The sequence below is a fragment of the Candidatus Avoscillospira sp. LCP25S3_F1 genome, assembly GCF_052117125.1.
GTDB lineage: Bacteria > Bacillota > Clostridia > Oscillospirales > Oscillospiraceae > Avoscillospira_A.
The window spans coordinates 1-22,041 of the sequence record NZ_JBQKJT010000016.1 but is presented as its reverse complement, the minus strand read 5'-3'; the positions used below and the strand labels follow the sequence as shown (position 1 = coordinate 22,041).

Sequence of the window (22,041 nt, the reverse complement as noted above, 5' to 3'; positions counted from 1 at the left end):
ATAAACGGCGGGAGCGGACTCTGTCAATATATCTTGTGTAAGATTGGCGAAAACACACAAGATATGGTGGCTACGTTCTCTGTCTTTCTAAGTGGCGTCGTGGAGAAAATTGTGGAGAAAGCCCTTGACAGCCGATAAATATCCGTTACGGTCAACCCATCCGGCGCCGCCGTGACCGGCGTCGGTCACCAGATACAGCTGGTGGTAACCACCGCAGGCCGCTGCGGCTTCCCGGCTCATGTCCATGGGCACAAAACTGTCGTCCACGCCGTGGAGCAGCAGCACCGGCAGTTGGGTCCGGCGCAACGCCGCCGGTGTGGAACAGCAGTCCAAATCCACATCCAGCAGCCACCGGGCGTACCACCGCAGAAGCCACAGCAGGAGGGAGGACAGGGGACGGCAGAACCGGCTCAGCACATGGCGCAGAATGGCTACCGGGGCCGTGAAGCCGCAGTCGGCCAGAATGCCCTGGACCGTAGGCGGCAGGGCCAGCCCCGCCGCCAGCAGCACCGTAGTGGCGCCCATGGACATGCCGTAGAGGAACAGGGGATGGCCCGGTCCGAACCGGCGGTAACAGTGCCAGGCCCAGGCAGCGCAGTCCCGCCGCTCGTTGACGCCGTAGGTGATCCACCGGCCCTGACTGTGTCCATGGGCTCGCTGGTCCACCAGCAGCAGATGGAACCCCTCGTCGTGGAGAGCCTTGGCCGTGGCGCTGAAATCCACGGCGGCCATGGAGCGATAGCCGTGGAACAGCAAAATGGTGCCCAGGGCCGGACCTGCCGCCGGGAGCAGGCGGGCGTGGAGCGTCAAACCGTCGAAGCTCTCCAGCGTCTGGTGCTCTGTCTCCTGGGATGTGATCCAGGCGGCTCCAGCCAGTATGGGCAGTTCAAATTGGTCCCAGGTGCTGTGGAGCAGCAGCCGGGGACTGCGTGGGTCGAAGAGCCGGCCCCGGCCCATGGCGAACAGCAGGGCCACCCAGCCCGCCGCGGCAACGACAGCCAGAATCAGCAGGGTCCAGAAAACGATCAAAACAATGCCTCCTGATAAAACAATTCAATCAATAGCATGGGATACGATTTGCCGCCATGGGCGGAACCGCACAGTATGGTACCGCCAGGGCATATGGAATGTCCCTATAAAAAAGCGCCGGTTGCGCCCCACGTACTATGTCGGGGCGGATTCCATGAGAAGGGGAATTGGCCCAACGGGCCGAGAGAGACCGTCCGTCGAAAAGAGGCACGATTTCCACGCATTCCACAGAACATTACTTGCATTTTTCCCGTAATGCGGTATACTAATACCGTATGACTCTATTCCCTATGAGGTGATTTTAAATGTTTGAACAAGTCGACCGCTGCCATTATGAGAAGAGCCCCCTGCTGGAGGTCATCTGCCAGCTGCGGTTCCCCACCATTCTTTCCATCAGTGAAAAGGAGCCTGCCGAGTTCCAGGAGGCCGTCCGTGCGGCGTTCCCCGTGTACCAGAAGCACCAGGACCAGCCCGCCCCCAAGGTGGCCGGTATGGGCACCGCCAACCCCACGGTCCAGGCCCAGCCTCCCGTGACCAATTACCACTTCGTTTCCGAGGATGGCCGCTGGAGACTGAACCTGACCAACAGCTTCATTGCCCTGACCTGCCGCCGGTACGACAGCTGGGAGGAGTTCGCCCGGATGCTGGACCAGGCGCTGGCCAGCTTTATCCGCATCTATGAGCCTGCCTACTTTGAGCGGGTGGGCCTGCGATATATGAACGCCATCTCCCGCCGGGAGCTGGGCCTGGAGGGCGTCAGCTGGAAGGATCTGCTGTCTCCCGCCGTTCTGGGTATGCTGGCCGAGGAGGATGTCCAGGAGCAGTCCGTGGGCCGCTGCACTATGGATGTGGACATGGCGCTGGCCGGTGGCTGCCGTCTGAAAATGCGGTCCGCTCCCGGCATGATCCGCCGTCCCGGCCAGCCCGAGGACAAGGAGACCCGCTGGATTCTCGACATCGACCTGTCCACCGGCGGCAAGGTTCCCGTCAACCAGTCGGCTCCGGCGCTGCAAATGCTCCACATGCACGCGACTCCCATTTTCCGCAACGCCATCACCGATCAGCTTCACGCTGCCATGGAGCCTGCGGCGCTGTAAAAAGGAGACCGTTCTGTGAGTTTAGAAGAACTGTACGGCACCATGGGCGTCAGCCCGGCGGTGCTGGCCTACGGGGAGGCTGTCCTGGACAGCCTCCGCGTCCGTTTTGCGGCCATCGATCAGGTGGCCGAGTACAACCAGGCCAAGGTCCTCCACGCCATGCAGGTCAATCGGGTGGGCGCGTCCTGCTTCGCCGCCACCACCGGCTATGGCTATGACGATGTGGGCCGGAACACCCTGGAAAAGGTCTACGCCGACTGCTTCCATACGGAAGCAGCTCTGGTGCGGCCCCAGATCACCTGCGGCACCCATGCGTTGGCCGTGGCCCTCAGCGCCAATCTGCGGCCCGGCGACGAGCTGCTGTCCCCGGTGGGCCGTCCCTACGACACCTTGGAAGAGGTCATCGGCATTCGCCCCTCCCAGTGCTCCCTCAAGGAGTACGGCGTGTCCTACCGGCAAGTGGACTTGCTGCCCGACGGCACCTTTGACTATGACGGCATCCGGGAAGCCATCGGCCCCAAGACGAAACTCATCACCATCCAGCGGTCCAAGGGCTATGCCACCCGCCCCACCTTCTCCGTGGAGCAGATCGGCAAGCTGATTGCGTTCTGTAAGGAATGCAAGCCCGACGTTCTGTGCATGGTGGACAACTGCTACGGTGAGTTTGTCGAGACCATCGAGCCCTCCGACGTGGGAGCCGATATGATCGTGGGCAGCCTCATTAAAAACCCCGGCGGCGGCCTGGCCCCCATCGGCGGCTACATCTGCGGTACGACGGAATGCGTCGAGCGCTGCGCCTATCGTCTCAGCGCCCCCGGCCTGGGTCAGGAGGTGGGCGCGAACCTCGGCATTATGCCCGCGTTCTACCAGGGCTTTTTCCTGGCCCCCACGGTGGTATCCGGCGCGTTGAAGGGCGCGATTTTTGCCGCCAACCTCTACGAGCGCCTGGGCTTCCCTGTGGTGCCCAACGGCACCGAATCCCGCCACGATATCATTCAGGCTGTGGAACTGGGCTCGGAAGCCGCCATGATCGCCTTCTGCAAGGGCATCCAGGAGGCGGCCCCCGTGGACAGCTTTGCCACGCCCCTGCCCTGGGACATGCCCGGGTATGACGACCAGGTGATTATGGCTGCCGGCGCCTTTGTCCAGGGGTCCTCCATCGAATTGTCCGCCGACGGTCCCATCCGTCCGCCCTATGCCGTGTACTTCCAGGGCGGCTTGACCTGGTACCACGCCAAGCTGGGGATTCTCCTGTCGCTCCAGGAGCTTTGCAACGCCAATTTGGTGGATTTGGAGAAACTGCACAAAATTACAGCGGATTTACAGGCACAATTCCGATAAGATAGTTCTTTACATTAGCACTTTAGCATGATAAAATACCTCCACAAGAATATAACACGACAGTTTATGGAGGATTTATCGATATGAAAAAGCTGCTTGCATTGCTTCTGGCCCTGATGATGCTGCTGTCCCTGGGCGCCTGCGGCTCCAAGGATACCCAGGCGCCTGCCGCTGATGACAGCACCGCCGAGACCGGCAATACCGGCGACACCGCCGAGAGCACTGACGAGACTGCCGGTGATGACGCCGCCGCCGAGGATACCGGCGACGCTGCCGCGTCGGATTTGCAGTACATCAAAGACAAGGGAACCTTGGTGGTGGGTATGACCAACTTCGCCCCTATGGACTATAAGGAAGAGGGCAGCGATGAATGGATCGGCTTTGATGCCGATATGGCCCGGAAGTTCGCCGAGGAGCTGGGGGTCAGCGTGGAATTCCAGGAGATCAGCTGGGATTATAAGATCATGGAGCTGGACAACAAGAGCATCGACTGTGTCTGGAACGGCATGACGCTGACCGATGATGTGACCTCCGCCATGAGCACCTCTGAACCCTATTGTCTCAATGCCCAGGTGCTGGTGACCAAGGCCGACAAGGCTGCTGACTTTGAGGGCCTGACCAGCCTGGAAGGCTATAGCGTGGCCGTGGAATCCGGCTCTGCCGGTGAAGCCGCCGCCCAGGCGCTGGGTGCGTCCACCGTGCCGGTGCAGGCGCAGTCCAACGCCCTGATGGAAGTGGCCGCCGGTACCTCCGACGCCGCGGTCATCGACCTGCTGATGGCCGGTGCCATGGTGGGCGAGGGTACCTCTTACGCCGACCTGACCTACAGCCTGAACCTCAATGAGGCCCAGGGCCTGGAATCGGAGGAGTACGGCGTGGGCTTCCGCAAGGGCTCCGATGTGACCGAAGCGTTCAACACGTTCTGGGCCGAGCAGGTTGCCAACGGTACCGTTCTGGAAGTGGCTACCACCTACGGCTTGCAGGAATCTGTGATTCTGGAATAATCTGCTGTGTTTCGACTGCGAGGCAGAGCGCGGAATGCGCTCTGCCTTGTGGTGTCGTTTGCATCATCCCCAAAGAGAGGACGATTCCATGTTAGAATTTTTCGCCAGCGACGAATTTCGCACCGTTGTATCGGCCATCAACACCGGCTGTATTCGGACGTTGCAGCTGTTCTTTATCACCCTCATTGGCTCGCTGCCCCTGGGCCTGTTGATCTGCCTGGGGTCCATGAATCGCTGGGCTCCCTTGCGGCGGTTTCAGCAGAAGGGAAAGTCCCGGTGGTATAACGCCATCATGGGCTTCCGGCCCATCAGCGCCATCTGCCGTCTGGTGGTGTGGATTGTGCGCGGCACGCCGCTGGTGCTCCAATTGATCGCCCTGTTCTATGTGCCGGGTATGATCGGCTGGTTCAACTGGCCCGGCGGCACCTCCAGCCGCATGGTGGCCGCCTGTGTGACGTTTATTATCAACTACGCCTGTTATTTCTCGGAGATCTACCGGGGCGGTATCCAGGGCGTGCCCGTGGGCCAGCAGGAGGCCGGACAGGTTTTGGGTATGACCAAGGGCCAGATTTTCCGCCATGTGACGCTGTTGCAGATGGTCAAGCGCATTGTACCGCCGGTGTCCAACGAGGTCATCACCCTGGTCAAGGACACGTCTCTGGCCCGCGTGATTTCCTTGCAGGAGATCATCTTTATGGGCGAGTCCTTCCTGAAAAGCAACATGGGCTATTCCGGTCTGGTGTGGCCTCTGTTTTTCACAGCGGTGTACTACCTGGTGTTCAGTGGGCTGGTGACGCTGTTCCTCAACTGGGTGGAAAAGAAGCTGGCGTTTTTCCGGTGATGGGAGGTCCCTATGGCAATTTTACAAGTACAGAACCTGGAAAAGCACTTTGATAAAACCAAGGTCCTCCAGGATATCAGTTTCAATCTGGAAGCCGGACAGGCATTGGCGATCATCGGTTCGTCCGGCAGCGGCAAAACGACGCTGCTGCGGTGTCTCAACTTTCTGGAAAAGCCCAGCGGCGGTCGCATTTACATCAAGGAAGATTGTATTTTTGACGCCGACGACCCCACCACCCAGCGGGAGGCCGACGTGCGTCGGAAACGGCTCCACTTCGGCATGGTGTTCCAGTCGTTCAACCTGTTTCCCCAGTACACGGCGCTGCAAAATGTGACGCTGGCCAAGGAACTGCTGGCCAAGGAGTATCCTGACTATAAGCAGAACAAAAAGCGTATTTTGGAGGAAATCCGGGAGGAGGGGCGGAAGCTCCTGGCCGATATCGGTCTGGCGGCCCGGGCGGACCATTATCCGCACCAGCTGTCCGGCGGACAGCAGCAGCGGGTGGCCATTGCCAGAGCGCTGGCGCTGCATCCCGATATCCTCTGCTTTGACGAGCCTACGTCGGCATTGGACCCGGAGCTGACCGGTGAGGTGCTGCGGGTTATCCGCGGTTTGGCTGAGCAGAAAACCACCATGATCATCGTCACCCATGAAATGGCTTTTGCCCGGGATGTGGCCGATCAGGTCATCTTTATGGACGGCGGCTTCATTGTGGAGCAGGGCCCGGCCCGGCAGGTCATTGAGGACCCCAGAGAGGAGCGGACGAGACAATTTCTGTCTCGGTATTCCGAAGGATAAAAAAGTTCCGAGTTTGCACAGCAAACTCGGAATTTTTTGCGTTTAACGAAAGGGCGTGCCGTCCTGGGTCAACATCTCAATTCGCATACTTTTGGCAAAGTCCGGGGCCAGCTGGGGCAGGTGGGTAGTCACCGCCTTGGCCAGCAGGTCCGGATTCAACGATGGATTCTGTGCACAGATCACCGCCGACAGCAGCACTGTGTTGTCATCCTCGGCAGAAACGGCCATGGATTTCACCATGGGCAGAATGTCCTGCTCCACCGGACCGTTCTTCGACCGCTTTTCCACCACCAATGTTTCTCCATGGAACAGATCTTCGATGGCATCTACCGCCCCAGTAGGAACGCCCTGGTCATATTCCAACCGGACCTCCACTTGCAGATGGGTCAGCTCTTTGAGTTTTCGTCCACCGTCATAGCCCAGAATACAGTGAATACCGTCAGGCAGCGCGGCGTTGAGCCGCTCCGGCAGAGACGCCGTATCCACGGCACCCTCCGACTCGGCTAACTCAAACTCCAACAGCTCGCACCAGCTGGCAGTGCCCACCGACAGGGGTAGGGCCAACGACACAAAGGCGTGGGGATTGAATCCCTGGGTGTGCTTCAGCAGGATGCCGGAGCGGCGGAATGCCCGCTGCAAAATCCGCATCAGATCGAGGTGGGAAATCCAGATGCCGTTGCCGGTCTTTTCAAACAAAATTCTACGCATCGCACGGTCCCTCCGGATAGAGCAGATTGGCCCCGCAGCCGGTACACTGGGTCCGACAGTCGGGGGTGATGGTGGAAGCATAGGCGGCTTTCCGCTCCTTTTGGAGGAACTTCTTTGTTACGCCCACGTCGATGGTATCCCAAGGGAGCAGTTCGTCCTCGCTCCGCTCCCGGGTGTAAAAGTCCGGATCGATGCCGCAGGCCTGGAACGCGTCCAACCACAGATCGTACCGGAAATACTCGTCCCAGCCGTCCAGCTTGGCCCCATGGAGCACCGCATGTTCCAGTACTGCGCCCAAACGGCGGTCGCCCCGGGCCAGTACGGCCTCCAGACGGCTCAGGCTCGATTCATGCCATTTGTAGTCCACGCTCTTGGCGGGCATATGCTCTTTCAAAAGCCGCTGGCGGCGGGTGTATTCCTCGGGAGAAATCTGGGCCTCCCACTGGAAAGGCGTAAAGGGCTTGGGGACAAAATAGGCCGTGGCGACGCTAATGCGGCAGCCACGCTTCCGGTTGGTAGCCTTTTCCTGCCAAGTTTTGAGGATTTTATAGACCAAGTCGGCAATGCCCAGCACATCCTCATCGGTCTCGGTGGGCAGACCCAGCATAAAGTACAGCTTGACACTGCTCCATCCGCCCTCAAAAGCCGTGGCGCAGGTCTCCAAAACATCTTCCTCGGTGACGTTCTTGTTGATGGCGTCGCGGAGCCGCTGGGTACCGGCTTCAGGGGCAAAGGTCAGGCCCGATTTGCGGACCTTCTGGACCTTCAGCATCAATTCCCGGGAAAAGTTGTCGGCCCGCAGAGAGGGGAGAGACAGGTTGATCTTCCGGGGGCTGCAATAGTCCAGCAGCGCGTTGGCCAGCGCTTCCAAATGCTTATAGTCGGAGGTGGACAGGCTGGACAGGGTGATCTCGTGGTTGCCGGAGTCCTCCAGGGCCTCCTTGGCCTGCTGTGTCAGGACCTCCACACTGCGGGGCCGCACGGGCCGGTAGGTGAAACCCGCCTGACAGAAGCGGCAGCCTCGGATACAGCCCCGGAACACCTCCAGATTGGTCCGGTCGTGGACGATTTCCGTGGAGGGAACAATGTCCTTTGTGGGGTAGAAGGCGTGGTCCAGATCGTGGACAATGCGTTTTTTCACCGTTTTGGGCGCGCCGTTTTTGGGCGTGATGGCTTGTAACGTACCGTCCTCGTGGTAGGTGTGCTCGTAGAAGGAGGGGACGTATATGCCTTCGATTTTGGAGACTTCCAGCAGAAATTGGTCTTTGGTCCAGTGTTCGGACTTGGCTTTCCGGTACAGATCGAGAATCTCCACGGTGCTGTCCTCGCCCTCGCCCAGGGAGAAGAAGTCGATGAAGTCAGCCAGGGGTTCCGGATTGTACATGCAGGCGCCGCCGGCAAAGACAATGTTCTTCAAATCGTGGCGGTCGGCGGCGTGGAGGGGGACTTGGGCCAGGTTCAGCATATTCAGGATATTGGCGTAGCTCATCTCATAGCCCACCGTAAAGGCAATGAGATCAAAATCCTTCACCGGGTCGTGGCTTTCCAGCGCCCAAAGGGGCAGAGCGTGCTTGCGCATCTGCGCTTCCATGTCACCCCAGGGAGCGAAAACCCGCTCACACCAGACGTCCGGCTGGTTGTTCATGACACCGTAGAGAATGCGCATACCCAGATTGGACATGCCGATTTCGTAGGTGTCGGGGAAGCAGAACGCCACCCGGACATGCACCTGGGATTTGTCCTTGACGATCTGGTTGTATTCTCCGCCCACATAGCGGGCGGGCTTTTGCACTGTTGGCAAAATGCGTTCCAGTAATGTGGTCATATTGGGCCTCTTTCGTATAGATTTATCTCCATTATACAGGGTACAGCCGGGATTTACAAATGCTTTTTCATGGTAAGAGTCAACCGCAGTAAAGCCAGACCCGCCGCCGCCACAGGCCATAGACCGTGGTCCGCCGTCAGGCATAATGCCCATAGCATCAGCGCCGCTGCCGTGACCCAGGTGACGGCCATCAATATGGAAAAGGCCGTGGCCGTATTGCATCGCAGCAGCAGAAACGCCCGCAGGGCTTTTCCACCGTCCAGGGGTGGCAGGGGCAGCAGATTGAAGGCCCCCAGCAGCAGACAACACCGGGCATAGAGGGGAATCACCTCCCAGAAAAAAAGCCCCAGACAGTTGGCGGCGGGACCGGCCAGGGCGCAAACGATCTCTCGGCGGTAGTCGGTGGCGCCGGTCTCCAGAACCGCGCCGCTGAGGTCCAACCGCATCTGCCGGACGGGGACGCGAAGCAGGGAAAGAGCCGCCAGATGGCCCAGTTCATGGAGGGCCATGGCGGCGCAGAAGGGATAAAAACACCCCAGGGGGTCCCAATACCAGAGCAGAGCCATGAGGACCAGCCATCCGGGGTCGATGTGCAGAAAAACCATGAAGAGAAACCACCTCATGGCAGAATATGCGGGGGAACGTGAAAGTATTCTCATGGAAATGACTTGACAAGAATGAGAAAACCCACTATAATAAATGAGCGTTACGGGGTGTGGCGAAGTTTGGTATCGCGCTTGGTTCGGGTCCAAGAGGCCCCGGGTTCGAATCCCGGCACTCCGACCAACTAAGGTTGCTGAAAAAGATGCAACCCATGAAACCCTTGCTGCGGCAAGGGTTTCAGCCGTTTCAGGGGGTAAAATCGAGCACCAGCCGAGACAGAGATACAAAAGGCCGTTTTTATAGTGTGTGGTGACTCGAACCCCGGAGCAAACAACGGTAGAGCGAAAAGCCCCCGTTGGTAGTCCAATGGACAATGGACTGCCAACGGGGGCTTTTCGCTTTTTTAGGCAGGAATGTTTCAGTTAGTAGTATTGCTTGCTTTGTTCCCCATTCCTTAGTGGTATTGGTAATAGCTTTCCGCCATGGTTTTGGATATACTTGCGTTGCAAAACGAGGAAAGGAGAGCAGACCATGGCAGACAAGAAAAACCTATGCGCTCAAATCGACATTGCCCTGCACAACCGGGTAACAGAAGAAAAAGACCGCCTGGAGATGACCACCAGCCAGTACATCGCAGCACTGCTCACTGAATACTACAAGATGAAAGATGAGAATGGAGGAATCAACATGACAGGCAGCAGAACGATGGCATTCCAGATTCCCGAGGAACTCTTCCAGCGCATCAAGACCCACCTGGCCAGAGAAACTGCTCGGACGGGCGTAAAGCTCACCCAGCGGGACTTCGTTCTGGGCCTGATCGAGCAGGCGCTGGCGGAAGCCCGAAGCCAGCCTGGCCCCACAGGAGGCCCCTAAGAGCACCGAGGAAGCCCCGGAGGACAACGGAGCCGCCGGTACCACCCCAGACGCCAGTGAGGCCAGCACGGAGGCGGAGAGGGGCACAGCGGACATCGAACAATATTATAGATACCACCCCCCAATATGCGGAGTTGACCACGGGCATGGGCATTGTGGAACGGGTGTTTTATAATGACCAGCTGCCCGGCATCCATCTTATCAAGGTAGACAGTGCGGATCTCAGTAAGCCGATTGCCAATGTCAAATTCCGCATTGAGGCGGTGGACGGCTCCTGGGGACCGGAGGAATATACGACTTCGGAGGATGGGACCATCGACCTCTCCAAGCTCCCCGTGGGCGCTTATGTGGTGACTGAACTGGAGTGTCCGGGATATGTGATTGACGAGGCACAGAGGATCATCCACCTGGATGGAAATGAGACGGCCCAGTTTGTCTTTACCAACAGCAAGCTGCCTTCCCTCCGCCTCACAAAAATCAGTTCGGATGGCTCCGCCCTGGCCGGAGTGACATACAGCCTGACCCGGATTGAGGATGGCAGCCGGTATATGGATCAGACCACTTCCAGCACAGGTACGATCATTTGGGAGGGCTTACAGCCTGGAGTATATTCCCTATCACCGTTCTTCAGACCCTCGTGATTGCCCTCGGCGCTGGTCTCGGCGTGTGGGGCGTCATCAACCTGCTGGAAGGTTACGGCAACGACAACCCCGGCGCGAATGCTCATGTGCCGTAAAGTAACACACAAGAATTTAATAGGCAGTAGCCCTATTATTCCGTAAAATTAAAGCGTTAATTTGTGTAGAAATTTGTCATGGAGAGTGCTATAATAAAAAATTAAGTGAGCTAAACAAGATTTAAGGAGGCAAGTGAATTTTTGTCTGGAAAACTATTGCAGATAAAATATGTCAGGATTGGCATTTAGAAGGGAGAAACCACAATGATTTCAAGTAAAGAAAAAGACAAAAAAACTAGAAAGTTATCTACAACAGTTGTGCTGTTTTCCGTAGCGATACTGTTTGTGTTTAATGTAATCTGTGCTATTTTGATGAGTAGCCTTATTAGTTATGGAGTAAATCAAAAGCAGGACGCATATATGAAACAAGTCACTCTAAGCGCAAAAACGCAGGTAGAGCAGTTTATTGAAAAATACATTGGCGTAACGGAAATGCTGTCAATAGATGACCGTTTGACAGGCCTAATGGCAGGAAGCGAAACAGTGCTTTCATCCAATGGGAATTTTCAAGGAACACTCAGCTTATTGCAGGAAGCTATGGAAGAATATCCAGATATTCTGGGAGGAGGATTTGGCAGCCTTGCCGAGGACACCATTTATACACAGGACGGGAGACGTCTGGACGTATCTTTGACAGGACGTCCCTATTTCAGCGCAGCAAGCAAAGGTACATATGTTACACAGCCTTATATGGACGAAGCCACCGGTGAAATGTGTGTTTCGATTGCAACACCTGTGATGAATGGTTCCAATACCGCAGGTCTTTTGATTTTAGATTTAAGGATTACTTCTATTTCAGAATTTATTAAGTCTATGACTTTTGGAAATTCCGGGCAGATGATTCTTCTTTCACAAGATAATACAATTGTAGGATTTACACGGGACGAATTGGTAGGAAAGAATTTCAGCGAATTTGGGGCTACTGGTGCGATTGAGAACGAATTGCAGGCACCGAGCGGGAATGTTTTTTCATATACCGTTGGCGGTGAAAAACGCATGAGCGTGATGGATGAGCTTTCCGGCGGCTGGAAGGTTCTGTCCCGTATGTCGAGTTGGGAGTATCATTCTCTTGCAGTGAAGATGGTAGTTACCCTTTGTGTCTTGCTTTTCCTTTCCACAGTGGTTGTAGCAGTTATTCTTTATTTTGTCGTAGGGAAACGTCTGCGCCCTGTTTCTGAAATTAACCATGGACTAAGGGAAATGAGCAACGGAAATCTTCAAGCAACAGTTGAATACAAAGGGAATGACGAAATTGGTGAGATTGCCGCGTCTCTGCGTTCTTGCATGGAAACCCTTTCTCATTATGTCAGTGAAATTGATGTTATTATGAGAAAATTAGCAGACGGGGATCTGACGGTTAAGAGCAGCATTGATTTCAAAGGCGATTTTCTTCCAATCCAACATTCTATTTCCGATTTTATAAAAAATCTGGCACAGATGATGAATGGTATTTCACAGGCTTCTGAACAGGTATCTTCCGGCTCCGAACAGGTATCTTCCGGGGCGCAGTCCTTGGCGCAAGGCTCTACGGAACAGGCTTCCTCAGTAGAGGAATTGGCGGCAACGCTCACAGAACTTTCCTCTACGGTAAAAGCTAACACAGAAATGGTGCAGAACGCAGCTAAAGAAGGCGACCTAATGAGTGGTCATGTTACGGAAAGCGGCGAACGCATGGAATATTCCCTTGAATTGATGGAAAAAATCCATGCCAGTGCAGATCAAGTAAGGGGTATCATTAAAACGATAGACGATATTGCGTTCCAGACAAATATTTTAGCGCTTAACGCTGCGGTAGAAGCTGCACGAGCTGGAACAGCGGGAAAAGGCTTTGCGGTAGTGGCAGATGAAGTGCGCAGCCTTGCCGGACGTTCTTCCGAAGCGTCTAAGGCAACAACAGAACTGATTGGAGGAATGTTGGAAGCCATTGAAGAAGGCAGCGAGAGCATGGCTGAAACTAAGAAAAGCATGGATGTTGTGATAGAATCAACATTGGGAATGGATAAGGTATTTCAACAAATTTCAAAAGCATCCGAGCAACAAGCCGAAGCTATTTCTCAGGTGACGCAAGGCATTGACCAAATTTCCAGTGTGGTGCAGACCAATTCTGCGACAGCGGAACAGAGTGCGGCAGCAAGTGAAGAACTTTCTGGACAGGCACAGGAACTTAAAACTATGATTAGCAAGTTTAAGTTGCCCGCCAGTGATGGTTTTGATAATATGTATCGTGATGAAAGTAATGATACGGAACTATCCTATGACAATTTTGGGCAGGAATGTGTAAAATATTAAATAATTATATAAAAGGACGTGAATAGCAAAGCCAACCGAGACAGTCAACGATGAAATGAACGCCGCTACGCGCCGCCGTTGACAGCCTCGCTCGCCTTTGCTGATAGGCAATCAAGGGGCGACAGCAGAGAGTGCTGCCGCCCCCTCTCTATTTTCAAAACTGAATAACCGCCGCCCAACGGTGCGGCCAGTGAAAGCAGTAAGTCTTGAAAAAGATTTACTGCTTTTTTTGCGCCCATTTCCGGCAAATCGAAAAAACGGCGGTATTAAGGTGTGAACGGGGAGATATACCCTTTTTCTCTTGCCGGAACGGTAGGAAAAAGAAATTTTCCGTTTCCCCCGGACAGCGGGCAGCAATGCCCATTTTCAAAGTATCTTTAACGGAAAAGAAGTAAGCCACCTACACACTGGAGTTTGCGGCTACTCAGAGCAAGATTCTACCGCAGTACCAAAATTCGCTTATCGCTCATTTTGCCCCTGCGGGAATCTTGTTGGGGAGTGCCTTCCCCAAACCCTGCCATGCGGCTTACGCCGCTTAAAAATCCCTCAAAATATTTTTTCGGATTTTTCAAAAACAGTTCCGCTTCACACCCTGTTTTTCTCCTATTAGTGAGAGGCACCACGCACAGCCGAAAGGAGGTTTTTACCATGCGAAAACGATATAACACGCCGCACCGCAGCCGGGTAGTCAAGACCCGCATGACCGAGGAAGAATACGCCGAGTTTGCGGAAAGGCTTTCTGCCTACAACATGAGCCAAGCCGAGTTTATCCGGCAAGCCATAACCGGGGCAGCCATACGCCCCATCATAACCGTTTCTCCCGTCAACGACGAGCTGCTTGCCGCTGTCGGGAAGCTGACCGCCGAATACGGCAGGATCGGCGGCAACTTAAACCAGATAGCCCGGACGCTGAACGAGTGGCACAGCCCCTACCCGCAACTTGCTGGGGAGGTACGGGCGGCGGTTTCAGACCTTGCTGCCCTAAAGTTTGAAGTCTTGCAGAAAGTGGGTGACGCTGTTGGCAACATTCAAACATATCAGCTCTAAAAATGCCGACTATGGCGCAGCGGAAGCCTACCTCACATTTGAGCATGACGAGTTTACCATGAAGCCCACCCTTGATGAAAACGGGCGGCTGATACCGAGGGAGGATTACCGCATTTCTTCCCTTAACTGCGGGGGCGAGGATTTCGCCGTTGCCTGTATGCGAGCCAATCTCCGCTATGAGAAAAACCAAAAACGGGAAGATGTGAAAAGCCACCACTATATCATCAGCTTTGACCCACGGGACGGGACAGACAACGGCTTGACCGTAGACCGGGCACAGGAGCTGGGCGAGCAGTTCTGCAAAGAGCATTTCCCCGGACACCAAGCCCTTGTATGCACCCACCCGGACGGGCATAACCACAGCGGCAATATCCATGTGCATATCGTCATCAACTCCCTGCGGATTTATGAAGTCCCGCTTCTGCCCTACATGGACAGACCAGCCGATACACGGGAGGGCTGCAAGCACCGCTGCACCAATGCCGCTATGGAATATTTCAAGAGTGAAGTCATGGAGATGTGCCACCGGGAGGGGCTTTACCAAATCGACCTCTTGAACGGCAGCAAGGAACGGATAACCGAACGGGAATACTGGGCGGCAAAGAAAGGGCAGCTTGCCCTTGATAAAGAGAACGCTGTCAGAGAAGCCGCAGGACAGCCGACCAAGCCCACCAAGTTTGAAACGGACAAGGCGAAGCTGCGCCGGACGATACGGCAGGCATTTTCCCAAGCTGGCAGCTTTGACGAGTTTTCTTCCCTTTTGCTGCGGGAGGGCGTGACCGTCAAGGAGAGCCGGGGGCGGCTTTCCTACCTCACGCCGGACAGGACAAAGCCTATCACAGCCCGGAAGCTGGGGGACGATTTTGACAAGGCTGCTGTCCTTGCCCTGCTCACACAGAACGCCCACAGAGCCGCCGAACAGACCAAAGCCATACCCGAATACCCTGTCGCAGTTATAAAGCCGTTACAAGGGGAAAAAGCTGCAAAAACCACCCCGGCAGACAACACCTTGCAGCGCATGGTTGACCGGGAAGCCAAGCGAGCCGAGGGCAAGGGCGTGGGCTATGACCGCTGGGCGGCAAAGCACAACCTAAAGCAAATGGCAGCTACCGTTACCGCTTATCAGCAGTACGGCTTTTCTTCCCCGGAGGAACTGGACGAAGCCTGTTCTGCCGCCTATGCCGCCATGCAGGAAAGCCTTACAGAGCTGAAGCAGGTGGAAAAGACGCTGAACGGGAAAAAGGAGCTGCAACGGCAGGTACTTGCCTATTCCAAGACCCGCCCTGTCCGGGACGGGCTGAAACAGCAGAAAAACGCCAAAGCAAAAGCAGCCTACCGACAGAAGCACGAAAGTGACTTTATCATAGCAGACGCAGCCGCCCGTTATTTCAGGGAGAACGGCATTTCCAAGCTGCCGAGCTATAAATCCCTGCAAGCAGAGATTGAAAGCCTTATCAAAGAGAAAAACAGCGGCTACAACGATTACCGGGCAAAACGGGAGGAATACCGCCGCTTACAGACCGTCAAGGGCAATATCGACCAGATTTTACGCCGGGAGCGCAAGCCTGTGAAAAGGCAGGAACAGGAGCGATAAAAACCACCCCAAAATGTACCCGAACCCATACAGAATAAGGGGGCTGCCCCGTACCCTATCCGCAATACCAAAGGATTTTTTAACGGGCTTACAGGGCAGAAAAACCCCGAAAATGATACCGAGATGATACAGAATTACCGCCGATACCGCTACACCAGCGGAAACGGCAGAAAGGAGCGCACCCATGCCAAGAATGAGCAAGAAACGGCGGCTGGAATGGTCTTTTTTCCTGCGGCAAGTGAAAGTTGGGAATACCACCTGCGACCGTATCACATACAACGACCTCTGCCGGGGCTGTACCCATAGCTGCAAGCAGAGCTTCCGGGCGGTTATCATACTCTGCCCCCGCTACTACTCCAAACGCCGGAAAAAGGAGGACAGGGACAATGGCAGATATTATATTGACCGGCTTTCCTGCCATATCGCTTCCACTGGGAAGCAGTACCACAGCCATGCAGCCACCATTTACAAGTGGGCGCAGGAAGACGCTGCCAAAGGCAAGGCTGCCCCGAAACAGGGCATACCCGATTATTCATGCAAGGAGGGCGAGAGCTTATGAAAAACGAGATTGAAGCTATGATTACGGACATTACAGCCACTACCGCCGAAGCGGAGGACTACACGGGCGAGGACGGGCTTTTATACTGCGGCAAGTGCCATACGCCCAAAGAAGCCTACTTTGCAGAGGGAAAGACCTGTTTCGGGCGTGACCGCCACCCAACAGACTGCGACTGCCAGCGAGCAGCCCGTGAAAAGCAGCAAGCCGCCGAAAGCCGACAGAAGCACCTTGAAAAAGTGGAGGACTTGAAACGCCGGGGCTTTACCGACCCTGCTATGCGGAACTGGACATTTGAGCATGACAACGGCAGAAACCCGCAGACCGAAACCGCCCGCTTTTATGTGGAGAGCTGGGAAACCATGCAGGCTGAAAATATCGGCTACCTGTTTTGGGGCGGCGTGGTGACGGGAAAAAGCTACCTTGCCGCCTGTATCGCCAACGCCCTTATGGAAAAAGAGGTTGCCGTCTGCATGACAAACTTTGCAACGATACTCAATGACCTTGCCGCCAGCTTTGAGGGCAGGAACGAATATATTTCCCGCCTTTGCAGCTACCCTCTGCTGATACTTGATGATTTCGGTATGGAGCGAGGGACAGAATACGGGCTGGAACAGGTTTACAGCGTGATTGACAGCCGTTACCGAAGCGGCAAGCCGCTGATCGCCACGACCAACCTCACGCTGGAGGAATTGCAGCATCCGCAGGACACGCCCCACGCCCGTATCTATGACAGGCTGACTTCCATGTGCGCCCCTGTCCGCTTCACGGGCAGCAACTTCCGAAAGGAAACCGCACAGGAAAAGCTGGAACGCTTAAAGCAACTGATGAAGCAGCAAAAGGAGAGCCTATGACAGAAACCAAACAGACAAGCACCACCAAAACAGACCGCCGCCCGGACTGTGTAACGGAAATCCGCATGGGCAACTCCGTCCTTACCGTTTCCGGCTTCTTCAAGCAGGGCGCAACCGACACCGCAGCCGACAAGATGATGAAAGTGCTGGAAGCGGAAGCTGCTACACAAAAAACGGCGATTTGACCGACCATAAAGAAGCAGATTTGACGCTTTTGCCGCTATACAGACAGCCGCCCCATGTGGTACAATCAAGGTACGGAATAGTGGGGCTGGCTGTCGGAAACGGAGGATTTTATGTTAAGACAGACCAACCAACAACCAATTACCGCCCTTTACCCAAGACTTTCCCATGAGGACGAGCTGCAAGGCGAGAGCAATTCCATTTCCAATCAAGAGTTACTATGTAGAGGGTGGTTTCTCCCACCTAATACATATGACTGCGGCTCATTTGTGGTGAATGGAACAGCAGTTGTAGGAAAGGAGCCAAAAAAGCCTTATAACCGCTGCAAATCAACACAAAAAGGAGCTAATTCTTATGAAATCTCTATTTGAGAAAATGGGTGGCACTTACCGTCAGGAGGGTGATTATCTTATCCCGAACCTTGCGCTGCCGGATGAACCGGAATACCAGATCGGCAAGTATGGACGTATGCGTCGCAGCTATCTGAAAGAACATCGTCCAGTTCTCTACGCAAACCTGCTCACAAGCGGAACGCTGCATTGGCACCTTGCCGAGATCGACCAAGCTTGCAATGAGCGTATGGAAATCATCGTTCCTGCAATGGCGAAGCAGGAAGGCGTGACAGAAACTCTGAAAGCCGCCGACCAAATGGAATGGGTGCGCCGCATGAACAGCATCCGCAGCCGTGCGGAGGAAATCGTCCTGACTGAGCTCGTGTATGAATGACAGATGCCCGTTATCGGTTGCATGGCCGATAACGGGCATTTCTGCGTTTTAATCCTTTTCCTCGGTGCTGGCTACAAGCCGGTCAAAATCACTCTGATACTGCCGATCCTGAATGACACGGTATTTCTCAAACTCACTCTCGGCAAAGGCTTTTGCAATGGCCGCTGTTACTTTTCCTTTATGATGCAGCACTTCTTCCTCGTTAAACTGCAAAAACGCATCCAGCCGTGCGACCCAATCCCGCATATACATGATGTTTCCACGGCGCGCCTGTCGCTCGGCGTAATCAAGATACATTGTGACGATTTCGTTCAGGCTTCCCATCTCAGTTTCATCCAGATAGTTCTTGGCTATCGAAACATCAGATTTGCGGATCCTGCCGCTGGGTGCATTTTTCCATGTTGTCAGGCCCATATTCGGTTTCGTGCTGTCTGCCCGGTCATAGATGATCTCCGCTGCGGTGTGCTTTGTAATTGCGTAATGCAGCTTGTTTTGTACAGTGGCGAAAAATTCTTTTGTCACAGGGCTGTCCACGTCATAGTCGGCGCTGCATTGGGAATATATGTCCGTGATTTTCTGGTAAAATCTTCTCTCGCTGGCGCGAATGTCACGGATGCGCTCCAGCTGTTCTTCAAAATAATCCTTCCCGAAGAAGTTCTGCGGCTCTTTCAGGCGCTCATCGTCCATGACATAGCCCTTGATGATGTACTCCTTCAGTATCCTGTTCGCCCAGATGCGGAACATGGTGGCCTTTTTGGAGTTCACCCGATAGCCGACCGCAATGATCGCGTCCAGATTATAGTACCGTGTGGGATAGTTTTTCCCATCTGCTGCAGTTGTTTCCAAAACGGAAACAACTGAATCCTCCATCAATTCACCAGAGGTAAAGATATTCTTCAGGTGCTTTGAGATGGCAGCTTTCTGCACCTCAAACAGCTCCGCCATCTTTGCCTGCGTCAGCCATAAATTTTCCTGATATAGCAGGATTTCAACCTTAACGTCGCCGTTATCGGTCTTATAAAACAAAATTTCTCTTGTCTCGTATGGGGTAAGTGCCATATTCTCATCCATTCTCTTTATCCTCCCGGCTCTTAGCCCGTGCTTTATAGACATTATACTGATTCTTGCACCGGGCGCTGCAAAATGCGGAATTGGTCCGACTGCCGAGGAACACCTTCTGGCAGTGCTTGCACAGCCGCAGGGGTCTTGCATCGTCCACCATCATAAAGCTGAACATCATCTGGATGCCCAGCAGCAACGAATGGAAGTCCCAATAGATGGTCGGTTTCTCCAGCAGCTCAATATGATAGGTAGGCGCAATGCCGCCGAAGGCAGCCATGGCCTTGCGGTAAAGATTTCTTGTGTCCTCATCAATGCTGTCGTAGTCATTGTAGTACAAAATAGAGGTAGTCAGCGTGAACGCCCAATCCTTGAACTGCTGCGCCACCCAGTCATAAGGTTCGGCATACTCCCGCTGGAAGCTCATGTTCTTCGCCATCGGCTCATCCATGAAGGTCATGGTCAGGGCAATCATCATATTATCCCCGGAAACATTCCAACTGGATTCCACGCCCTTTTTCACCACATCCAATTTGTCGAAGGGATAGAACAGAGCAAGGTAGTCCTCTGTCGCCATGCTTTCTTCCTTGATGAAGTGATTCTTCGGCAGATAGACTGCCTCATAGTCCATAAATGACGGCGTGGTAGGCAAAGCCGTCATCAGCCCCAACAGACCGTAATGGTTCACAAAGGCCAGAATTGCCTTTTCCACCGCATCCTCCGACCTGCGGTTCATCATCAGCATCCCCACATTCAGCGCCTCCAGCACCATCTCGGAGGACTCCTTCAGCGGGTTATAGATGTCGGGCTTTGCCGCCTTCTCCGGCGTAATATAGCGTTTTCCGTCCTTGCCGGTCTTGATCTCATAGCGGTCATACCGCACCCAATGGGAACGGGACTGCGCAAACAGATTGTTCATGACGCTGTTCCTCTCAAATCGTAATCTATCTATATATTAACCATATTACTATTGTATCAACCGTCCTTGGCATCGTCAAGGACGGCTTTCTTTTTTCTCGGCTTTGTTTTGTTCTCTCGGCGGATCACGGCATCCTTGCCCATGGTTTGCAGCGATGCTTCATATTTCTCCATGAATTCGCGCTCCCGCAGGGTAAGGCTCTGATCGTTTTCCAGCTTTTCGCTCAGATGCTCATACATCCGCCTTTGCAGCTTTTTCTGAATGGTCATCCGCAGCTTTCGGATATTCCGGTCAGACTGCCCGCGGAGGGTAGCAAGCCGTGCGGTGCTGTATTGCTTGACGAACAGGTAATACAGCACCTCCTTCTGCTCATCACTGAGGGTGAAAAAGAGCTTGGAGAGAAAACTGCTTGCTGTCAGCTCATGCAGCTCGTAGGGACAGGAGAAGATGATGTCAAGAAAATTTCCCTGACAGAGCTGGCGGAATCTTGGCAGATTCATCCATAGCGGGGCGATCTTCGGATCGGGCACCGCCTGAAACTCCAGCGGCACGTCTCCACGCAGGTTTTCGTGGTCACGCTCTCGGCGTTCCCGATTTCTGTCCAGCTTGTTCCACTCGTCTACCACAGTCAGAAAATCGGATTCCGTCCGGGCTGCTTCCTCCAGCCGCCGCAGAGCCTCTGCCCGAATTTCCCGCTTGAGCCGCTTCTCGCTGGTGGGTGCGGCTTCCTCTTCCTCGTCCTCCAGCTCGGCATCATAGTCTCTGGGATGCTCGTCCTGTTCCAGCTCGCTTTCCAGCTCCAGCGTGTGTTCCTCTGCAAGCGCTTCCTCCAGCGTCTCATCCACCGGCGCAGTGTCAGACGAATCCTCCCAATCGGCAAAGCCGTCCGCATCCATTTCAAGGCCGGTTTCCTCTATTTGCTCCTCGGCATCTTCTTCCTCATCGGAAAAACCATCATCCAGCAGCAGTTCATCCTCCCATGATTCCACGACAGCTTCACCTCCCCGAAAAAATATTTTTCTTTTTTTCAAAAGCAGTTCCGATTTACGCCCCGTATTTCTCCTATTAGTGGAGGAAGTAATCTTAGCACAAGTTACACGGGTTACTTTCCGAGCCATCAGCGAAGAAAAGGAGGATATGGAGCATGGAAAACCAACAGAAAGCCACGGTTAGCTTACAGCCAACGGAACCAAACACATTATATCAAAAACCAACCAATCACGCAAGGAGGATGCCTATGGAGCAGAACAAACGAGAACAGTTTATCATCCGCCGGATCGGCGGCACCACCTACAAGGTCAAAGTCGTGTTCAATGAAAACGGCGGCGAGACCATGGAGGATAAAATTTTGCGGATTGTACGCAATGATATGGTTACAAACGACGGAACCTATGCTATAATGGAGACACCACAAATGAGCCGGCAGTCTGAAAGGAGCGCATCATGAGCGTGAAACAGACTGAAAGCAAAATTACCGCTCTCTATGAGCGGCTGTCCCGCGACGATGACAACGCCGGGGATAGTAACTCCATTGTGAATCAGAAAAAATACCTCGAAAGCTATGCCCAGCAGAGGGGCTACACCAACTGCCGTCACTATACCGACGACGGCTGGAGCGGCGGCAATTTCGAGCGTCCGGCATGGAAGCGGCTCATCGCAGATATTGAGGCGGGCAAGGTTGCCCATGTGATCGTCAAGGATATGAGCCGGGCGGGGCGTGACTATCTGCAAACCGGGTTTTACACGGAGGTATTCTTCCGGCAGCACGGCGTTCACTTTGTCGCCATCGCCAACAGCGTGGACAGTGACGATCAGAACAGCAACGAGTTTGCCCCCTTCCTCAACATTATGAAGAACATAAGCTGTTTGGGAAGGGTGTTCTGCTGAATCACTCTTTTTCGACAAAGCGATGCGGTTCAATCGCAAACCGTTTTTATAGAATGTTGTCAGGTATATGCC

Annotated in this window: 20 protein-coding genes, 1 tRNA gene and 6 pseudogenes; 20 read left to right on the top strand and 7 right to left on the bottom strand. The window is 54.3% G+C overall.

From position 1 onward, the window contains the following. Positions 1-87: 87 nt before the first annotated feature. Positions 88-1,029 (bottom strand): alpha/beta hydrolase, encoded by a 942-nt coding sequence (locus tag ACTQ33_RS13405; protein ID WP_441465096.1) that lies wholly within the window; start codon positions 1,027-1,029, stop codon positions 88-90. Between the two features lie 305 nt (positions 1,030-1,334). Here ACTQ33_RS13405 and ACTQ33_RS13400 point away from each other — a divergent pair, with 305 nt between their 5' ends. From ACTQ33_RS13400 to ACTQ33_RS13380, 5 genes are all read left to right on the top strand, one after another. Further along, positions 1,335-2,126: a TIGR04255 family protein gene (locus ACTQ33_RS13400; protein ID WP_441465095.1), complete on the top strand. Its 792-nt coding sequence runs from the start codon at positions 1,335-1,337 to the stop codon at positions 2,124-2,126. A gap of 42 nt (positions 2,127-2,168) precedes the next feature. Continuing rightward, positions 2,169-3,467, top strand: coding sequence for a methionine gamma-lyase family protein (locus ACTQ33_RS13395; protein WP_441465130.1), 1,299 nt, complete (start codon positions 2,169-2,171; stop codon positions 3,465-3,467). A gap of 83 nt (positions 3,468-3,550) precedes the next feature. Continuing rightward, positions 3,551-4,471: a transporter substrate-binding domain-containing protein gene (locus ACTQ33_RS13390; protein ID WP_441465094.1), complete on the top strand. Its 921-nt coding sequence runs from the start codon at positions 3,551-3,553 to the stop codon at positions 4,469-4,471. 88 nt (positions 4,472-4,559) lie between these two features. Further along, positions 4,560-5,312, top strand: a complete 753-nt coding sequence (locus ACTQ33_RS13385; RefSeq protein WP_441465093.1) for an amino acid ABC transporter permease — start codon at positions 4,560-4,562, stop codon at positions 5,310-5,312. A 12-nt stretch (positions 5,313-5,324) separates the two neighbouring features. Further along, positions 5,325-6,110, top strand: a complete 786-nt coding sequence (locus ACTQ33_RS13380) for an amino acid ABC transporter ATP-binding protein (RefSeq protein ID WP_441465092.1) — start codon at positions 5,325-5,327, stop codon at positions 6,108-6,110. 42 nt (positions 6,111-6,152) lie between these two features. Here the strand turns inward: ACTQ33_RS13380 and ACTQ33_RS13375 are convergent, their stop codons facing one another. Genes ACTQ33_RS13375 through ACTQ33_RS13365 form a run of 3 tightly spaced genes read right to left on the bottom strand, consistent with a single transcriptional unit; the run spans position 6,153 to position 9,248 of the window. Beyond that, on the bottom strand, positions 6,153-6,818 hold the full coding sequence (locus ACTQ33_RS13375; protein WP_441465091.1) for a TIGR03936 family radical SAM-associated protein: 666 nt from the start codon (positions 6,816-6,818) through the stop codon (positions 6,153-6,155). Then, positions 6,811-8,643 carry a TIGR03960 family B12-binding radical SAM protein gene (locus ACTQ33_RS13370; RefSeq protein ID WP_441465090.1) on the bottom strand — a complete coding sequence of 611 codons (1,833 nt, stop codon included), beginning with the start codon at positions 8,641-8,643 and terminating at the stop codon, positions 6,811-6,813. The genes ACTQ33_RS13375 and ACTQ33_RS13370 overlap by 8 nt, the downstream gene beginning before the upstream one ends. Positions 8,644-8,696: 53 nt before the next feature. After that, the gene (locus ACTQ33_RS13365) at positions 8,697-9,248 is read right to left on the bottom strand and encodes a site-2 protease family protein (protein ID WP_441465089.1); all 552 of its coding nucleotides are present in this window, start codon (positions 9,246-9,248) and stop codon (positions 8,697-8,699) included. Between the two features lie 104 nt (positions 9,249-9,352). On the opposite strand from ACTQ33_RS13365, the gene ACTQ33_RS13360 reads away from it, so the two are divergent. The 13 genes and pseudogenes from ACTQ33_RS13360 to ACTQ33_RS13300 all read left to right on the top strand — a co-directional run bounded on the left by ACTQ33_RS13360 (position 9,353) and on the right by ACTQ33_RS13300 (position 18,104). Further along, positions 9,353-9,429: transfer RNA gene (locus ACTQ33_RS13360), tRNA-Pro, on the top strand. Between the two features lie 348 nt (positions 9,430-9,777). Next, positions 9,778-10,119, top strand: a complete 342-nt coding sequence (locus tag ACTQ33_RS13355) for a translation initiation factor 2 (RefSeq protein ID WP_441465088.1) — start codon at positions 9,778-9,780, stop codon at positions 10,117-10,119. 101 nt (positions 10,120-10,220) lie between these two features. Beyond that, positions 10,221-10,736, top strand: a pseudogene (locus ACTQ33_RS13350) (MSCRAMM family protein); the annotation flags it as partial. After that, positions 10,727-10,843 (top strand): annotated as a pseudogene (locus ACTQ33_RS13345) (Maff2 family mobile element protein); the annotation flags it as partial. The pseudogenes ACTQ33_RS13350 and ACTQ33_RS13345, both read left to right, overlap by 10 nt. A 216-nt stretch (positions 10,844-11,059) precedes the next feature. Further along, positions 11,060-13,144, top strand: coding sequence for a methyl-accepting chemotaxis protein (locus ACTQ33_RS13340; protein WP_441465087.1), 2,085 nt, complete (start codon positions 11,060-11,062; stop codon positions 13,142-13,144). 648 nt (positions 13,145-13,792) lie between these two features. Then, on the top strand, positions 13,793-14,191 hold the full coding sequence (locus tag ACTQ33_RS13335) for a plasmid mobilization protein (RefSeq protein ID WP_002569238.1): 399 nt from the start codon (positions 13,793-13,795) through the stop codon (positions 14,189-14,191). After that, positions 14,163-15,785, top strand: coding sequence for a relaxase/mobilization nuclease domain-containing protein (locus tag ACTQ33_RS13330; RefSeq protein WP_441465086.1), 1,623 nt, complete (start codon positions 14,163-14,165; stop codon positions 15,783-15,785). The genes ACTQ33_RS13335 and ACTQ33_RS13330 overlap by 29 nt, the downstream gene beginning before the upstream one ends. A 184-nt stretch (positions 15,786-15,969) precedes the next feature. Next, positions 15,970-16,164: pseudogene (locus ACTQ33_RS13325) on the top strand (hypothetical protein); the annotation flags it as partial. Positions 16,165-16,173: 9 nt separating this feature from the next. After that, positions 16,174-16,344 (top strand): annotated as a pseudogene (locus ACTQ33_RS13320) (phage replisome organizer N-terminal domain-containing protein); the annotation flags it as partial. Then, positions 16,341-17,195, top strand: a complete 855-nt coding sequence (locus tag ACTQ33_RS13315) for an ATP-binding protein (protein WP_441465085.1) — start codon at positions 16,341-16,343, stop codon at positions 17,193-17,195. The pseudogene ACTQ33_RS13320 and the gene ACTQ33_RS13315, both read left to right, overlap by 4 nt. Beyond that, a complete protein-coding gene (locus ACTQ33_RS13310) occupies positions 17,192-17,380 on the top strand; it encodes a transposon-encoded TnpW family protein (protein WP_002569233.1) in 189 nt (62 codons plus the stop codon). Before ACTQ33_RS13315 ends, ACTQ33_RS13310 begins: the two co-directional genes overlap by 4 nt. Before the next feature lie 111 nt (positions 17,381-17,491). Then, positions 17,492-17,593: pseudogene (locus ACTQ33_RS13305) on the top strand (recombinase family protein); the annotation flags it as partial. Positions 17,594-17,732: 139 nt separating this feature from the next. Then, positions 17,733-18,104: a TnpV protein gene (locus tag ACTQ33_RS13300; RefSeq protein WP_441465084.1), complete on the top strand. Its 372-nt coding sequence runs from the start codon at positions 17,733-17,735 to the stop codon at positions 18,102-18,104. A gap of 48 nt (positions 18,105-18,152) precedes the next feature. Here ACTQ33_RS13300 and ACTQ33_RS13295 read toward each other — a convergent pair whose 3' ends face one another. Genes ACTQ33_RS13295 through ACTQ33_RS13285 form a run of 3 tightly spaced genes read right to left on the bottom strand, consistent with a single transcriptional unit; the run spans position 18,153 to position 21,071 of the window. Next, the gene (locus ACTQ33_RS13295) at positions 18,153-19,175 is read right to left on the bottom strand and encodes a virulence RhuM family protein (RefSeq protein WP_441465083.1); all 1,023 of its coding nucleotides are present in this window, start codon (positions 19,173-19,175) and stop codon (positions 18,153-18,155) included. Then, entirely contained in the window at positions 19,168-20,082 is a 915-nt protein-coding gene (locus ACTQ33_RS13290) for a hypothetical protein (RefSeq protein WP_441465082.1), read from the bottom strand. Before ACTQ33_RS13290 ends, ACTQ33_RS13295 begins: the two co-directional genes overlap by 8 nt. Positions 20,083-20,138: 56 nt before the next feature. Beyond that, positions 20,139-21,071, bottom strand: coding sequence for a sigma-70 family RNA polymerase sigma factor (locus ACTQ33_RS13285; RefSeq protein ID WP_441465081.1), 933 nt, complete (start codon positions 21,069-21,071; stop codon positions 20,139-20,141). A 248-nt stretch (positions 21,072-21,319) separates the two neighbouring features. Between ACTQ33_RS13285 and ACTQ33_RS13280 the strand changes: the two genes are divergently transcribed. Next, positions 21,320-21,529: a transposon-encoded TnpW family protein gene (locus tag ACTQ33_RS13280; protein WP_441465080.1), complete on the top strand. Its 210-nt coding sequence runs from the start codon at positions 21,320-21,322 to the stop codon at positions 21,527-21,529. Continuing rightward, a pseudogene (locus ACTQ33_RS13275) lies at positions 21,526-21,933 on the top strand (recombinase family protein); the annotation flags it as partial. The gene ACTQ33_RS13280 and the pseudogene ACTQ33_RS13275, both read left to right, overlap by 4 nt. Positions 21,934-22,041 lie beyond the last annotated feature (108 nt).

What these genes read in the sequence shown, in the direction of transcription:
- ACTQ33_RS13400 (WP_441465095.1), top strand. Translation starts at nt 1,335, where the DNA reads ATGTTTGAACAAGTCGACCGCTGCCATTATGAGAAGAGCCCCCTGCTG.
- ACTQ33_RS13395 (WP_441465130.1), top strand. Translation starts at nt 2,169, where the DNA reads ATGGGCGTCAGCCCGGCGGTGCTGGCCTACGGGGAGGCTGTCCTGGAC.
- ACTQ33_RS13390 (WP_441465094.1), top strand. Translation starts at nt 3,551, where the DNA reads ATGAAAAAGCTGCTTGCATTGCTTCTGGCCCTGATGATGCTGCTGTCC.
- ACTQ33_RS13385 (WP_441465093.1), top strand. Translation starts at nt 4,560, where the DNA reads ATGTTAGAATTTTTCGCCAGCGACGAATTTCGCACCGTTGTATCGGCC.
- ACTQ33_RS13380 (WP_441465092.1), top strand. Translation starts at nt 5,325, where the DNA reads ATGGCAATTTTACAAGTACAGAACCTGGAAAAGCACTTTGATAAAACC.
- ACTQ33_RS13375 (WP_441465091.1), bottom strand. Translation starts at nt 6,818, where the DNA reads ATGCGTAGAATTTTGTTTGAAAAGACCGGCAACGGCATCTGGATTTCC.
- ACTQ33_RS13370 (WP_441465090.1), bottom strand. Translation starts at nt 8,643, where the DNA reads ATGACCACATTACTGGAACGCATTTTGCCAACAGTGCAAAAGCCCGCC.
- ACTQ33_RS13365 (WP_441465089.1), bottom strand. Translation starts at nt 9,248, where the DNA reads ATGGTTTTTCTGCACATCGACCCCGGATGGCTGGTCCTCATGGCTCTG.
- ACTQ33_RS13355 (WP_441465088.1), top strand. Translation starts at nt 9,778, where the DNA reads ATGGCAGACAAGAAAAACCTATGCGCTCAAATCGACATTGCCCTGCAC.
- ACTQ33_RS13340 (WP_441465087.1), top strand. Translation starts at nt 11,060, where the DNA reads ATGATTTCAAGTAAAGAAAAAGACAAAAAAACTAGAAAGTTATCTACA.
- ACTQ33_RS13335 (WP_002569238.1), top strand. Translation starts at nt 13,793, where the DNA reads ATGCGAAAACGATATAACACGCCGCACCGCAGCCGGGTAGTCAAGACC.
- ACTQ33_RS13315 (WP_441465085.1), top strand. Translation starts at nt 16,341, where the DNA reads ATGAAAAACGAGATTGAAGCTATGATTACGGACATTACAGCCACTACC.
- ACTQ33_RS13310 (WP_002569233.1), top strand. Translation starts at nt 17,192, where the DNA reads ATGACAGAAACCAAACAGACAAGCACCACCAAAACAGACCGCCGCCCG.
- ACTQ33_RS13300 (WP_441465084.1), top strand. Translation starts at nt 17,733, where the DNA reads ATGAAATCTCTATTTGAGAAAATGGGTGGCACTTACCGTCAGGAGGGT.
- ACTQ33_RS13295 (WP_441465083.1), bottom strand. Translation starts at nt 19,175, where the DNA reads ATGGATGAGAATATGGCACTTACCCCATACGAGACAAGAGAAATTTTG.
- ACTQ33_RS13290 (WP_441465082.1), bottom strand. Translation starts at nt 20,082, where the DNA reads ATGAACAATCTGTTTGCGCAGTCCCGTTCCCATTGGGTGCGGTATGAC.
- ACTQ33_RS13280 (WP_441465080.1), top strand. Translation starts at nt 21,320, where the DNA reads ATGGAGCAGAACAAACGAGAACAGTTTATCATCCGCCGGATCGGCGGC.